The 15,163-nt window shown below is 35.2% G+C and carries 13 protein-coding genes; 3 read left to right on the top strand and 10 right to left on the bottom strand.

Annotated features, from left to right (window positions below; genetic code table 11):
* Nucleotides 1-372 precede the first annotated feature (372 nt).
* From Q0772_RS06745 to Q0772_RS06725, 5 genes are all read right to left on the bottom strand, one after another.
* Nucleotides 373-1,374, bottom strand: a complete 1,002-nt coding sequence (locus Q0772_RS06745) for a ThuA domain-containing protein (RefSeq protein ID WP_298341874.1) — start codon at nt 1,372-1,374, stop codon at nt 373-375.
* Between the two features lie 10 nt (nt 1,375-1,384).
* Nucleotides 1,385-2,437, bottom strand: a complete 1,053-nt coding sequence (locus tag Q0772_RS06740; protein ID WP_298341870.1) for a sugar phosphate isomerase/epimerase — start codon at nt 2,435-2,437, stop codon at nt 1,385-1,387.
* Nucleotides 2,438-2,705: 268 nt separating this feature from the next.
* Complete coding sequence (locus tag Q0772_RS06735) at nt 2,706-3,851, bottom strand: Gfo/Idh/MocA family oxidoreductase (protein ID WP_298341867.1); 1,146 nt, start codon at nt 3,849-3,851, stop codon at nt 2,706-2,708.
* A gap of 7 nt (nt 3,852-3,858) precedes the next feature.
* Entirely contained in the window at nt 3,859-5,028 is a 1,170-nt protein-coding gene (locus tag Q0772_RS06730) for an MFS transporter (RefSeq protein ID WP_298341864.1), read from the bottom strand.
* 28 nt (nt 5,029-5,056) lie between these two features.
* Complete coding sequence (locus Q0772_RS06725; protein WP_298341861.1) at nt 5,057-6,019, bottom strand: sugar phosphate isomerase/epimerase family protein; 963 nt, start codon at nt 6,017-6,019, stop codon at nt 5,057-5,059.
* Between the two features lie 193 nt (nt 6,020-6,212).
* On the opposite strand from Q0772_RS06725, the gene Q0772_RS06720 reads away from it, so the two are divergent.
* The 3 genes from Q0772_RS06720 to Q0772_RS06710 are packed head-to-tail and all read left to right on the top strand — an operon-like array spanning nt 6,213 to nt 9,376.
* Nucleotides 6,213-7,925 carry a GMC family oxidoreductase gene (locus Q0772_RS06720; RefSeq protein WP_298341858.1) on the top strand — a complete coding sequence of 571 codons (1,713 nt, stop codon included), beginning with the start codon at nt 6,213-6,215 and terminating at the stop codon, nt 7,923-7,925.
* A 4-nt stretch (nt 7,926-7,929) separates the two neighbouring features.
* The gene (locus Q0772_RS06715) at nt 7,930-8,565 is read left to right on the top strand and encodes a gluconate 2-dehydrogenase subunit 3 family protein (RefSeq protein WP_298341855.1); all 636 of its coding nucleotides are present in this window, start codon (nt 7,930-7,932) and stop codon (nt 8,563-8,565) included.
* Between the two features lie 7 nt (nt 8,566-8,572).
* Nucleotides 8,573-9,376 carry a DUF1080 domain-containing protein gene (locus tag Q0772_RS06710; protein WP_298341852.1) on the top strand — a complete coding sequence of 268 codons (804 nt, stop codon included), beginning with the start codon at nt 8,573-8,575 and terminating at the stop codon, nt 9,374-9,376.
* 63 nt (nt 9,377-9,439) lie between these two features.
* Here the strand turns inward: Q0772_RS06710 and azu are convergent, their stop codons facing one another.
* The 5 genes from azu to ilvN all read right to left on the bottom strand — a co-directional run bounded on the left by azu (nt 9,440) and on the right by ilvN (nt 15,161).
* Nucleotides 9,440-9,946 carry an azurin gene (gene azu, locus Q0772_RS06705; protein WP_298341849.1) on the bottom strand — a complete coding sequence of 169 codons (507 nt, stop codon included), beginning with the start codon at nt 9,944-9,946 and terminating at the stop codon, nt 9,440-9,442.
* A gap of 39 nt (nt 9,947-9,985) precedes the next feature.
* Nucleotides 9,986-11,578 carry an NADP-dependent glyceraldehyde-3-phosphate dehydrogenase gene (locus Q0772_RS06700; protein WP_298341845.1) on the bottom strand — a complete coding sequence of 531 codons (1,593 nt, stop codon included), beginning with the start codon at nt 11,576-11,578 and terminating at the stop codon, nt 9,986-9,988.
* A gap of 163 nt (nt 11,579-11,741) precedes the next feature.
* On the bottom strand, nt 11,742-13,007 hold the full coding sequence (gene ilvA, locus Q0772_RS06695; RefSeq protein WP_298341842.1) for a threonine ammonia-lyase IlvA: 1,266 nt from the start codon (nt 13,005-13,007) through the stop codon (nt 11,742-11,744).
* A 123-nt stretch (nt 13,008-13,130) separates the two neighbouring features.
* Nucleotides 13,131-14,606, bottom strand: coding sequence for a ketol-acid reductoisomerase (gene ilvC, locus Q0772_RS06690; RefSeq protein ID WP_298341839.1), 1,476 nt, complete (start codon nt 14,604-14,606; stop codon nt 13,131-13,133).
* Nucleotides 14,607-14,627: 21 nt separating this feature from the next.
* Nucleotides 14,628-15,161, bottom strand: a complete 534-nt coding sequence (ilvN, locus tag Q0772_RS06685; protein WP_298341836.1) for an acetolactate synthase small subunit — start codon at nt 15,159-15,161, stop codon at nt 14,628-14,630.
* Between the last annotated feature and the right edge of the window lie 2 nt (nt 15,162-15,163).

The following is a 15,163-nucleotide window of genomic DNA, read 5'->3' as shown; positions in this document are numbered from 1 at the left end:
TGGAAATTTACGGCGCATAATAGAACTGTTGTTAATTATCGAATTAACTTTATTTTGAAATACTATGAGAAAATTTTTAGACACTTTTTGAAAAATTAAAATTACGTTTGGTTTTTACTAATATTGGAGCATTAGAAGCGGCGGCGATTGCGCACGGGCAAACCGGGAGTAGAACAACGTATTTTATTTTTTAAATTTTTCACAGTGTAAAACTAAGATATTATTTTTTTAAATGATTAAAAATCATAGAGTTTTTAACAACAATTATAGAAATTTCTATTATTTCATGCTTTTATTTCAAAAAACTTAATTTTATAACGGATTTTTAGCAAATTTTACTTTGAAAGTTAATAAAAATGGCAGTTCCTATAATCATTTCTGTACTTTAAAAGACCTAGAAGCTGTTTTTTGAGCAGTAGGAAAATCTTCAGGCATCTCATTATTAACAACTTGCCCTGTAGCTGCCCATTCAACGCCTCGTCTTAAAAGCGTTATAAAACCAACACATTCAAATGATGTTGTATCGTGACCAAGAGTTGTGTGAAAAACTCTGCCTTTACCATAATCTATGGCCATTACTACGGGTTCTTTTTGTTCTAACTCTGGTGCTTTTTTACTTGATACCGCTGTAGCCAAAATAGTTACATTCTCAGCAGGTCCTCTTAAAAACGCATAACATTCATCACTGGTGTGCATCCATGAATCAGGCATATCTTTTGTAATTGGATGTTCTTTATTGTAAGTAGTCACAAGAAATGGTTCTTTGGGACCATGACTACCTGCAGCCCCTTCAGTATAATCTCTTTTAGGCATATTATCTTTATCCACGTATAAATAAGGCCCATCTTTTTCATTTCTATTTCCCCAACCACCAATAGCAATCATTTTATTATATGCTTTCCATTCTGGGAAACTATTATCAGCAGCATGGACACTAACAAAACCGCCACCATTATTCACATAAGTCTCAAATTCCGCCTTTGTTTTCTCAGACCAAGATGCTGCCTGCCAGCCAAAATTAGAAATAACAACATCATATTTTGAAAAATCTGGATTAAAACCTGGATCCGTTTTCGGTTTACCTTCAACACCTTTAGGAACATCAGCTAATGCTAACCATTCACTAAACGTTTCACTTTTATTCAAGAATTGAGTCCTAGAAATATCAACTTGAAACACACCAGTTTCTTCCAAATATTGCTTCATCATTATTGTTGATTTAGGCCACACTACGTGATTATTTTGTCCATCAACAATTAAAACTTTAATTTTTTCGTCTTTAGACTGGCAGGATATACTTGCAAAAAAGACAAATCCCAATAATAAATAAAATGTTGATTTTAACATAGTTGATTTACAGTTTACTATTTTCATTTAATTGTTCCTAAATTCCCAAAATACCTTTTAAATAATCGGCATCAATAGCACCACCAGCAAAATCATCAAAACTACGTGTTGCCGCTTCAATAATATGTTTTTGAATAAATGGTGCGCCTTCTCTTGCGCCTTGTTCTGAAGATTTTATGCAGCATTCCCATTCCATAACCGCCCATAAATCTAACCCGTATTTAGTCAGTTTTGAAAAAATACCACTAAAATCTACTTGTCCATCGCCCAAACTTCTAAAACGCCCAGCACGGTCTTTCCAATCGGCATAACCACCATAAACACCTTGTTTACCCGTTGGATTAAACTCTGCATCCTTAACATGAAATGCTCTAATACGCTCATGATAAATATCTATAAACGCTAAATAATCTAACTGCTGCAATACAAAATGACTTGGGTCGTACAACAAATTAGCACGCGAATGGTTTCCTGTAGCGTCTAGAAACCGCTCATACGAAATCCCATCATGCAAATCCTCTCCAGGATGAATCTCGTAACACACATCCACACCTTGTGCATCAAAATGATTTAAAATAGGTAGCCAACGCGCCGCCAATTCCTTAAAACCCATCTCTACCAATCCGTTAGGACGCTGCGGCCATGGGTACACGGTGTGCCACATTAACGCTCCCGAAAACGTAGCATGCGCCTTTAAGCCCAAACGTGCGCTTGCTGTTCCAGATTTTTTTACAAAATCTATCGCCCATTCCGTTCTAGCTTTTGGGTTGCCTCTTACGGCTTCTGGCGCAAACCCATCAAACATGGTGTTATACGCAGGGTTTACAGCCACCAATTGCCCTTGCAAGTGTGTCGATAATTCTGTGATTTCCAAGCCGTACGACGCCACTTTTCCTTTCAAATCATCACAATACGTTTGGCTATCCGCGGCCTTCTCAATGTCAATTAATCCCGTTTCCCAAGTTGGTATTTGTATCCCTTTATATCCTAAATCTGAAGCCCATTTGCACATGCCATCCAAACTGTTAAACGGCGCTTCACTTCCTGCAAATTGCGCTAAAAATACTGCTGGTCCTTTTATAGTTTTCATAAAATATTGTTTATGAGCCCCTCCTAACCTCTCCAGAAGGGAGAAATTGAGAACTCAATTATTTTTTATTTGGGCGTTACCACAAGGGTCGGGCTTTACGTTGCAAGTCCTCGCACCTCCTACGTCGGGCTGTGGGCTTTCCACTGCAATCCCTAACGCGGGTGTGTTTGCCAATTTTTGTTTTATCCGCTAGTTAACTTATTATCAAATACCTTTAATTCAAAAAAGACCTGTCAGGTTTTAAAAACCTGACAGGTCTAGATATAGATTAAATTTTTGTCCAAGCTGCATTATTGGTATCACTTTTCACAGCAGCGTAAATAAATTTCATCCCACGAACACCATCGGCAATCGTAGGATAATCTGGTGTATCACTAGATTTTCCTTCGTAAACAGCATTAACATGTGTTGCAAAATTTTTATAAATAGTAGCAAAAGCCTCTAAATACCCTTCAGGGTGTCCCGCAGGAATTCTAGAAACCGCCAAAGCTTCATCATGCAAACCATTGCCGTTTGGTGTGTATATTTTTTTGGGTGCTTCCAGCCAACGCGTAATCAATTCATTCGGATTTTCTTGATACCATTCCAAGCTGCCTTTTGTACCGTACACTTTAATACCTAAATTATTTTCTTCACCTAAAGCAATTTGCGAAATAGACATTGTGCCTTTCGCACCATTTTCCATACGTATCAACATATTGCCATCGTCGTCTAAAATACGACCTTCGCCAAATCGACCTAAATCGGCCGCAATTTCCTCTATTTTTAATCCAGTAATGTATTCAATTAGGTTTTCGGCATGCGTACCAATATCGCCTAAAGCACCACCAATACCAGAACGTTTGGGGTCTACTCTCCACGCTGCTTGCTTTTGCTCGGTTTTCTCCAAAGGTGTAGATAACCACCCTTGCAAATATTGCGCTTGTATTTTTCTAATACTTCCCAATTCACCTTTTGCTACCATAGCTCTGGCTTGTTTTACCATAGAATTACCAGTGTAATTATGTGTAAGTGCAAATAGCTTTCCGCTTTTTCCAACAATCTTTTCCAGTGCTTCGGCTTCTTCTAAAGTTAAAGTTACAGGTTTATCTGAAACCACATGAAACCCATGCTCTAAAGCCATTTTTGCTGGTGGAAAGTGCATATGATTAGGCGTTACAATAGCCACAAAATCCATTCTCACATCCTCAGGCAATGCTTTTTCCTTTTCAATCATGTCTTCAAACGTACCATAACATCGGCTTTCGTCTAAGCCAAGTGCTATACCAGATGCAATAGACTTTTCTGCAGTACTACTAAATGCACCACATACCAATTCAATCATCCCATCAATGGCCGCAGCCTTTCTATGTACATCGCCTATAAATGAGCCAGCGCCACCGCCAACCATTCCCATTCTTAATTTCCTACTCATATTCTATTTAAGCTTCTACTTTATTTCTTTTTTTCATATACATATGTAATCCTAAAAACGCTACAATAAGTATTGCAGGTAAGATAGACATGGTTCGTAACGCTTCCGCAGCACTTGCATTATCCATTAAATTACCCATTACAGGGAGCACAATTGATACTGAAAACATACCTGCACCTCCCATAATGGAAAGTCCTAAAGCACCAGTTTCTGGTAAATACTCTGCTACAAAACCGAGCATTGTTGGCCAGAAAAAGGTAACACCTACCGCAAAAACTGCGGCTGCAACAAACGTCATTCCACCACTAGATATGGTGAGCAACCACAAGCCTGCAAACGTAAATATTGCCGAATACAACAACATTCCAGAAGGACTTAATTTATGCACAACCTTACCTGCAAATAAACGTCCCAAAGCCATAATACCATTAATAAATGCTAGTACTAACAAAGGTTTAGCTACCGATGCTTTCAACAAAGATTCTATACGTTGTGTAGTTCCCAATTCTGAAGCTGCAGTTAAAAACATACAAGCTACCATGAATAAAAACAAAGGCTTTAAAATACTTGAAAACATTTTTTTATTACTAATACCCAACTGCACACGCTCTGTTACTGGAATAGTTTGCCCTAAAAACAAAAATCCATAAATTGCTAAAGGCACAAACAAAGTGCCTACCATAACTTGCCAACTTAACCCTAAAACATCCATAACAAGCCAACCCACCAATGCACCAATTACGATACCTCCAGGAAACCATACATGAAACCGATTTAGCATTTTAGTTTTTTCCTCAGGATACATTGATGCTACCATGGGGTTTAAAGCAGCCTCCACAAAACCATTACCAATACCTATAAAAAGTGTTGCAATAAATAGTGACGTCATGGAATCTGCCATCAACGTTAACACAATACCAACAGCATGCGTTATAAACGCCATCCACGTTATTTTTTTTATACCTAATAAATCTACTAACGGTCCACCAATAATCATGGCTATTGTAAATCCAAAAAATGCTGGTGCAAAAGCATAACCAATTTGCTCTAAAGTTAAACCAACGCCTTCGGGACCAAAAACGGTTTCCAATCGTGCTCGAATGGCAAACGTCATTGCTGTAGTAATTAAGGCTAAACAACTTGCTAAAAACAGTCTATTTTTATTAATATGTTCCATAATTTATTTGGTTTGGTTGGTTTTATTTTTAAGACAGTTGTTTCCCCACTTTAAGCAATAAATCTCTGGTTGCTTTTATACCTTCATCTTCGGGTAAACGCTTACCTTCATATTCAACACCTACAAATCCTGTATAATTTGCGTCCTTTACCATGTTCATCACTTTCATAAAATCTATAGTGGTTTCGTTACCATTAGCATCAAAATCATAAGACTTTGCGCTTACCGCTTTAGCAAAAGGGAGCAATGCTTCCATACCTTTATACCTATCGTAAGCCTCTAAACAATTACGATCTTTATCTTTGGTGATACAGAAATTTCCAAAATCTGGCAAGGTGCCACAATTTTCACTTTTCACATTTGAAAACACGCCAGACATCCATTCACCATTTGAAGAAAAGCCACCGTGGTTTTCAACTAAAATATTAATATTAGAATCTTTTGCATACGCTGAGAGTCGCTCTAAGGAATCTACTGCAGCTTTTGCTGCATCTACCTTATTAACGCCTCCCGCTAAATTAACACGAATGGCATGACAACCTAAAAAGTGAGCCGCATCTACCCATTTATGATGGTTTTCAATGGCCTGTAATCGTGCTTTTGCATCAGGGTGCGCTAACTTACCTTCACCATCAATCATAATTAACACGTTTTGTTGCCCTTCAGCATCTGCCCTATTATTCATCTCTTTTAAATACGCCTTGTCTGTCGCTTTATCTTTAAAAAAAGCATTCACATACTCCAAACCTTCACACCCAAAACCTCTGGAAGCAGCAGCAAAATCAAGATTATTCATCTTCTTATCAAACAAAGCATTATGTAACGACCATTGCGCTAGTGATATTTTGAAAAACAAATCCGCTTCTTCTTTCTCCACCATAATAGCTTCTTGTACCTGTTGTTTTGTTGCATTTTTACAAGCATACATGCCTAATGCAGCTATTCCTATACTTGCTTTAGATGTTTGTTTTACAAAATCGCGTCTTTTCATAAATTGATTCGTTAGTAATTTATTGAATATTTTCTAAACAGAAAATATCATAATCCATTTTATTTAGTAGAAAAATAAACTTTTAATTCATGCAAATTAATTAATTTTCGAATAATTAAGAATTTAATTATTAATTCCTTAAATTTTGAAATATTTAATTATCAATTTACCCTTAAAATACTTAAACATTTAAATGACCGAAGATAAGATAACCGAATACCCTACCGCCTATGACGCCATTGTAATTGGCACAGGCATAAGTGGAGGTTGGGCAGCTAAAGAGCTTTGTGAAAACGGACTAAAAACGCTTGTTTTAGATAGGGGCCGCATGGTAAAACATATTGAAGATTATCCTACTATGTATGATGACCCCTGGGATCTTAAATACAGAGGTGCTAAAAACCCTTTAGATGTAGCAAAACAACCCATACAAAACAAGTCGTACATACTAGGTCCTACAAGTCAACATTGGTTCGTTAATGATTTTAAGCATCCTTATAATCAAGTAAAACCCTTTGATTGGATTAGAGGTTATCATGTGGGAGGCAGATCGTTAATGTGGGCAAGACAATCGTACCGCCTAAGCGATTTGGATTTTGAAGCCAATAAAAAAGATGGGCATGGTGTAGATTGGCCTATACGCTACAAAGATATTTCGCCTTGGTATGACAAAGTAGAAACTTTTATTGGTGTATCGGGGCAAAATTTAGGGCTTTCACAATTGCCTGATGGTAAATTAACAAAACCCATGGAGCTAAATTGTGTGGAACTTGATTTTCAAAAAAAATTAGAAGAAAATTTTGATGACCGTTTACTAACCATAGGGCGAACAGCTCACAAAACAGGTGATGCCGTACATGAGGGACGTTCCAATTGTCAATTTAGAAATAGATGTGTTAGAGGATGCCCATTTGGTGGGTATTTTAGTAGTAACTCTTCAACACTTCCTGCTGCAGAACGTACAGGCAATATGCATTTGAGACCCAACTCTATTGCTTATGAAATAGTTTATGATGATCAAAATGGTGTAGCTTCAGGAGTTAGAATTATTGATGCTGAAACCCGAGAAAAAATTTTCTTTAGAGCTTCTATAATTTTTAGTTGTGCATCTACAATAGGATCAGCTAGTATCTTGATGCAATCAAAATCTGAAAGATTCCCTAACGGCTTAGGCAATGACAGTGGAGAATTGGGGCATAATATTATGGATCACATGTCCAAATCTGGTGCTTCTGCCAAAGTAGAAGGTTTTGAGGAGTTTTATTATAAAGGGCGGCGTCCTAATGGATTTTATATTCCACGTTTTAGAAATTTAGATAAAAAAACGCAGCACAAAGACTTTTTACGCGGCTATGGTTATCAAGGAAGCGCTAGCAGAACAAGTTGGAAAAGCGGTTTAGGAGAACTTAGTTATGGTGAAGATTTAAAAGAAGACTTGATGAAGCCTGGACATTGGCGAATTGGGATGGGAGGTTTTGGAGAATGTTTACCCTACCATGATAATAAAATGACTTTAAATTATGAAAAGCTAGACGACTGGGGCTTACCAACAGTAGACTTTGATGTTACTTTTAGGAATAACGAAATAAAGATGAAAGAAGATATTACAGAACAAGCTGTGGTTATGTTAAAAGCTGCTGGATTTAAAGATGTAGTAGGTAAAAATCCCGAAAGCACTCCTGGAATAGCCATTCATGAAATGGGTGCGGCAAGAATGGGACACGACCCAAAAACCTCTGTACTAAATAAACACAACCAAATACATGCAGTGCCTAATGTATATGTAACCGATGGTGCTTGTATGACATCTTCTGCTTGCCAAAACCCGTCTTTAACCTATATGGCCATTACTGCTAGAGCTGCTAATCATGCAGCAAAGGAATTTAAAAAGAACAAAAAAGCCTAAGATTATGGATAGAAGAACTGCTTTAAAAAATTTAAGTATTAGTTTGGGTTATACCGTTGCAGCTCCAACTATTTTTAATATGTTATCGTCATGCACTGCTGAGGCTAGTGGATGGAAGCCTTTATTTTTATCGGCTGATGAGAAACATATGATAACGCATTTAGCTGATATTATTTTACCTGTTACGGATACTCCTGGAGCTCTAGATGTTAATGTGCCACAATTTTTAGATTTGATGTATGCCGATATTGAAAAAGAGTATAATCAAAACATCTTTAAAAAAGGCGCTTTATTATTCGCTGAAGCCTTTAAAGCGAAGTTTAATATAGAAGTTTCTGAAGGAACTAAAGTGCAATATGAAACCCTTTTTGCATCTTATTTTAAGATTTCCGAAGCAACAGAAACATCAGTTTTAAAATTGCAGAATCAACCAATAGAAAATATCACTAGTGCTGAAATGGACAGTTATTTACTTTATAAATTTTTACTTTCTGTTAGGCGATATACATTATTTGGATATTATACTTCAGAAAAGGTTGGAGAAACAGTTCTAAACTACGACCCTATTCCAGGGAATCAAAAAGGATGTATTCCTATTGAAGATGTACCTAATGGTAATGCTTGGTCTTTATATAAATGAAAGCGTAATGAAATTTTTAAATAAAATATTGCTGGTTTTTATCTTGTTGCTATTCACTACACATTCTTGTAAACAAAGGCAAAGCAAAATACCTTCTTTTGAAAAGGAACAATGGATTAAACTATTTAACGGAAAAGATTTAGAGGAATGGTCACCAAAAATAAAGGGTTATACCTATGGAGATAATCACAATAATACATTTGTAGTAGAAGATGGTATTCTAAAAGTAAGTTACAAAGCCTACGATTCCTTTAACAATGCTTTCGGCCATTTGTTTTACAAAAGCCCTTACAGTAATTATAAATTTAGAATGGACTATCGTTTTACAGGTGAGCAGATAGCAGGAGGAAGACCATGGGCATTACGAAATAGTGGCATTATGATTCATTGTGAAGATCCTAAAAATATGGAGCTAGACCAAAACTTTCCTGTTAGTATAGAAGTACAACTTTTAGGCGGAAATGGTGAAGATGAACGCTCTACTGGAAATTTATGTACTCCCGGAACGCATGTATTTTACAAAGACACTTTAGTTACTGAGCATATTATAAAATCATCCTCAAAAACATATCATGGCAACCAATGGGTGCATGTTGAAATTGAAGTAAGAAACGATTCTATCATCAAACATTTTATCAACGGGAAGGAAGTTTTACAATACAACAAACCTCACATTGGTGGTGGCGCTGTTAACACAGGAGACAAATGGAAACCAAAACAGAACCATTCTTTAAAAGGCGGTTATATTTCATTACAAAGTGAAAGCCATCCTGTTGAGTTTAAAAATATTGAATTATTGGAATTAAAATAAAAAAAATCTCAGTTCAATGTTGAACTGAGATTTTTGGATTACATGTCAATCTTAGTGTGTTTTTTACTCTACAATAAACTTTCCTTTCATTAAAGCATAATGCCCAGGGAAACTACATAAAAAATCATAAGTTCCTGGTGCTGGAGCATCAAATTCTATAACAGCAGTTTCTCCTCCTCCAATCATTTTTGTATGCGCAATTACATCTGTTGTACCTTTTGGTATGTAACCATTTGCTGCTGCAGTAGCAGCTTTATTACCAAATGCAGTAAGATTTACACCTTGCTCCAAAATAACAACATTATGTCCCATCACATTTTTATTCATTTTTCCAATGTGTCTTAATGTGATTTTAACCTTCTTTCCTGCTTCAACTTTAATTTCTTTTTTGTTGAATTGCATGGCGTCATTACCTGTAATGGTAACATCATTCGGATTATTTTCTACCTCTTTCGAAACTTCAGATGTATTCTCGTAACTAAATCCTTCTTTCTTTTTTTCCTCTTTTCCTCCACAAGCAACTAGAAACATTGAAAAAATGAGTAGAGTAGTTATTCTTATTACTTTCATATCTGTATAGATTTTATATGTAAAATTAAATAATTTCAACTATAAAATATAATCCGTACTTATGAAATTTGAAGTTTTCTTATCTAATAATTCCTCAAGAATCGCATTATTATATTCATTGTCTTTTGAAGCCACAAAGGTTCTTATTGAAAACGAACGTAATGCATCATGTACACTTAAGGTACCAAATGCAGAATCTTTTCTACCAGTGAATGGATAAACATCTGGTCCACGCTGGCAAGAGCTATTCAAATTCACACGACAGACTAAGTTAACTAAAGTATCAATTAATGGCGATAAAGTCTGGATATTCTTACCAAATAAACTCACTTGCTGCCCATAATTGGATTCAGCCATATCGTCAAGAGGTTCTTCAATATCTGAAAAAGACACTATAGGTATTACTGGTCCAAATTGCTCTTCTTCAAAAACTCGCATCCCTTTATTCACTGGATATAAAGCAGCAGGAAAGATAAAATTTTCAGAAGTCTCTCCCCCTTTTTTATTTAAAATTTTAGCGCCTTTTTCAATAGCGTCATCAATTAATTCTTGAATATAAGCTGGTTTATCTGTTTCAGGAAGTGGTGTTAATTTTGCACCATCATCCCAAGGGTTTCCAAATTTTAACTGATCAATTTTATAAGCAAATCGTCTGTTAAACTCTTCCACAATAGACTCATGAACATATAACACTTTTAAGGCTGTACAACGCTGTCCATTAAAAGACAATGTACCTGCAATACACTCGTCTACGGCTAAATCTAAATCGGCATCAGGTAATACAATAGCTGGATTTTTAGCTTCTAAACCTAAAACCATCCTAAGCCTATTTCCTTTTGGGTGTTGCGCTTGTAATGCATTAGCAGATTTACTATTTCCTATTAGTGCTAGCACATCAATTTTTCCTGATTGCATTATAGGTGTCGCTAAAACACGACCGCGACCATATACAATATTTACTACACCTTCAGGAAAACTACTTTGGAATGCCTCTAGCAAAGGAGAGATTAATAAAACACCCAACTTTGCAGGCTTAAAAATTACGGGGTTCCCCATAATTAATGCAGGAATAAGTAAAGTAAATGTCTCGTTTAAAGGATAATTATAAGGCCCTAAACATAGTACAACACCGAGCGGCCCGCGACGAATATGTGCATAAACTCCAGAGTTTTTTTCAAACTTAGCAGAGTCTCTATCTATTTGTTTATAAGCCTCAATAGTATCATATATATAATCGACTGTTCTATCAAACTCCTTTTGCGAATCAGGAAGATTTTTACCAATCTCCCACATTAAAAGTTTTACAACTTCTTCACGTTTAGTTTTCATTTGTTCTACAAAAGATTCCATACAAGCAATTCTGTCAGCAACTTTCATAGTTGGCCACAGACCTTTTCCATTATCATAAGCTTGAGTTGCAGAATCCAATACTTGTAATGCTTCTTTTTCTCCTAATTGAGGTATAGTCCCTAAAAGTGTTTGCTTATATTTTGATGTTGATGAAATGGTTGAGTATACTTCTGCCGTATCCCCATTCCAATTTTTCAACTCTCCATTTACTAAATATGTTTTTTGGTGTAAAAGCGAATCTATTTTGTATGCTTCTGGAATATCTTGAAACTTTACTTTCATGAGGTGAAATTTTTGTTAATAATTTAGCTAAACTACCTTTAAGTTAATTGACAACTATCCTGTAATATACGGTTCTAATAAAAAAAACCGCATACTTTATATTAGAATTAATAGAAATTAAAACGCAAACGTTTTAGTTAAAAAGTGTAAAATAAAACCCTAATTAAACTAAAAACTGAAATAAATCTGGCTTGTCGTTAAGGTAATCACCAAAAAATTTATGATGCTTCATTTTATCAATTAGCGGTTTTAAATCTGAAGCTGATTTTAATTGTACTCCTACAACAGCAGATCCATTTTCGCGATTAGTTTTTTTGGCATATTGAAAATATGTAATATCATCATTTTCGCCTAAAATATCAACAACAAACTCCTTTAAAGCCCCAGCTCTTTGGGGAAAATTAATAATAAAATAGTGTTTTAAATTAGCGTATAGTAGAGCACGTTCTTTAATTTCTGGTGTTCTTGTTATGTCGTTATTACTTCCACTAACTACGCAAACAACATGCTTTCCTTTTATCTCATCTTTATAAAAATCTAATGCAGAAATACTTAAAGCACCAGCGGGTTCAACGACAATAGCATCTTTGTTATAAAGTTCTAAAATAGTCTCACAAACTTTACCTTCTGGAACGGTTATTATACCATCTAGGTTTTCTTTACAAATCTCAAAATTTAAATCTCCTACACGTTTTACGGCGGCCCCATCGATAAATTTTTCAATAGTTGTTAGCGTTGTATTTTTATTATTCTGAATAGAAGTTTTCATTGAAGGCGCACCTTCAGGCTCAACCCCAATAATTTTTGTGTTTGGAGATAGTATTTTAAAAACCGTTGATAATCCAGCAGCTAACCCTCCGCCTCCTATGGCTATAAAAACATAATCAATTGGGATGTCAGATTGTTGTATAATTTCTAGACCTATTGTTGCTTGACCTTCAATAACTTTTTCGTCGTTAAAAGGATGAATAAATGTTTTTCCTAACTCGCTACATTCAATCATGGCTGCATGGTAAGCATCATCAAAAGTATCGCCTTCTAATTTAATATCTATATAATCTTCCCCAAACATTTTAACTTGCTCCACTTTTTGATTTGGAGTTGGTGCAGGCATATAAATAGTTCCTTTTATCTCTAGTAATTTACATGACAAAGCAACACCTTGTGCATGATTACCCGCACTAGCACAAACAACACCACAAGATGATTGACTTGTATTTAAAGAACTTATTTTATTGTAAGCACCTCTAATTTTATAAGAACGAACTTGTTGCAAGTCTTCTCTTTTAAAAAAAATATTAGATTGAAATTGCTTTGAATATCTTAAACTGTAGCCTAAAGGGGTTACTTCTGAAACCTTTTTTATGTTTTCAGCTGCTCTTTTGATATCTTCAATTTCAGGAAAATATGTGTTTTTTTCCTTATTCATCTTTTTTTATTTTTTAAAAAGTTATAGAATTAAACATTATAAGAATAAAAAAAGCCTGTCAGGTTTAAAGTCTAACAGGCTTAATAGTACAAAGTAATTATAGTTTAGTTTAGTTGTTTTGTACTATACTATAGGTTTCATTGCCGTCATAGACGATCTTAAAAATTCACCTACTTTTTCAACAGGATGATTTCTTAAAGCCGCATTTACCTCAATAAGTTTTGCATTATCAACACCTTCACCATTATCTTTAGCGTAAGGCTTTCCAATAACATCTGTTTTTATATTCTTCATGAAATCTGTTAATAAAGGCTTACATGCATGATCGAATAAGTAGCATCCGTACTCAGCTGTATCAGAAATAACAGAATTCATTTCGTACAATTTACGTCTTGCAATAGTGTTTGCAATAAGCGGTGTTTCGTGTAAAGACTCATAATATGCAGATGCATCAATAATTCCAGAATCTGTCATCGCTTCAAAAGCTAATTCCACACCAGCTCTCACCATAGCTACCATTAAAACCCCATTGTCGTAATACTCTTGCTCTGATATTTCAATATCTCCTGCAGGTGTTTTTTCGAAGTTAGTTTCAGCTGTAGCAGCTCTCCATCCTAATAAATCTTTATCATCATTAGCCCAATCTGCCATCATACCAGCAGAGAAACGACCTTCAATAATATCATCCATATGCTTTTGGAATAATGGACGCATAATATCTTTTAACTCTTCAGATAATTCAAACGCTTTAATTTTTGCTGGATTAGAAAGACGATCCATCATGTTAGTAACACCACCATATTTAAGACCTTCTGTTACAGTTTCCCATCCGTATTGAATTAATTTTGAAGCATAACCTGCGTCAATACCTTCTTCAACCATTTTATCGAAACAAAGGATTGAACCTGTTTGTAATAACCCACAAAGAATAGTTTGCTCTCCCATTAAATCAGACTTCACTTCAGCAATAAAAGACGATGCTAAAACACCAGCTTTATCTCCACCAGTAGCAACTGCATAAGCTTTTGCTTGAGCCCAACCTTTTCCTTCTGGATCATTTTCGTCATGAACCGCTATTAATGTTGGGACACCAAAACCTCTTTTATATTCCTCTCTTACTTCTGTTCCTGGGCACTTAGGCGCTACCATAATAACCGTAAGGTCTTCTCTTACTTGAGTTCCTTCTTCTACAATATTAAAACCATGAGAATAAGATAAGGTTGCTCCTTTTTTCATTAAAGGCATAACTGCACCTACTACACTTGTATGCTGTTTGTCTGGTGTTAAGTTTAAAACTAAATCTGCAGTAGGAATTAACTCTTGGTAAGTACCAACATTAAATCCATTTTCTGTAGCATTAATAAAAGACTGACGCTTTTCAGCAATGGCAGCATCACGCAATGTATAAGAAATATCTAGACCAGAATCTCTCATATTTAACCCTTGGTTTAAACCTTGAGCACCGCAGCCTACGATAACTATTTTTTTACCTTTTAATGCGTTTACGCCATCTGTAAATTCTGAAGCGTCCATAAATCTACACTTCGATAATTGATCTAATTTATCTCTTAAAGATAGTGTGTTAAAATAATTTCCCATTGTTATATTTAATTGTAATTATTATTGGTTATTGAATGCTGATAGCATTTCAGTTATTTTCATTTCGTCTTTTGTGACCGCAATACGACCTGAGCGCACAAACTGCATGATTCCAAAGACATTTAAATCACGCCTTAAAGATTCTATCTCATGTCTTCTACCTGATTTTTCAAGCACAAAAAATTGTTTGTTTACGGTAACGATGTTAGAGTCACTTTCCTTTATTATATTTTGAATTTGAGGTTCATCAAATAATAACTCAGATTTTATTTTAAACATACATGATTCAGTAAAAATAGTTTCTTCATCTGTATGATAATATGCTCTAATAGTTTCAACCTGTTTTTCAATTTGCTTAACAATCTTAATAGCATTAGTTTCTGTAATGTTAACTACAATTACAAATCTATTTACACCATCAATCTCTGACTGTGAAGTTGTTAAACTTTCTATATTGATGTGTCTACGTTGAAAAATTGCTGAAATTCTATTTAGCAACCCTATGTTGTTTTCTGTATAAACAGATATTGTGAATGTCTTTATATCTTCGCTCATGT

This window comes from uncultured Algibacter sp., from assembly GCF_947490405.1.
In the GTDB taxonomy this organism is placed as follows: Bacteria; Bacteroidota; Bacteroidia; order Flavobacteriales; family Flavobacteriaceae; genus Algibacter_B.
Note: the sequence above shows the minus strand (reverse complement) of the source record. Positions and strands in the feature narration are given on the sequence as shown.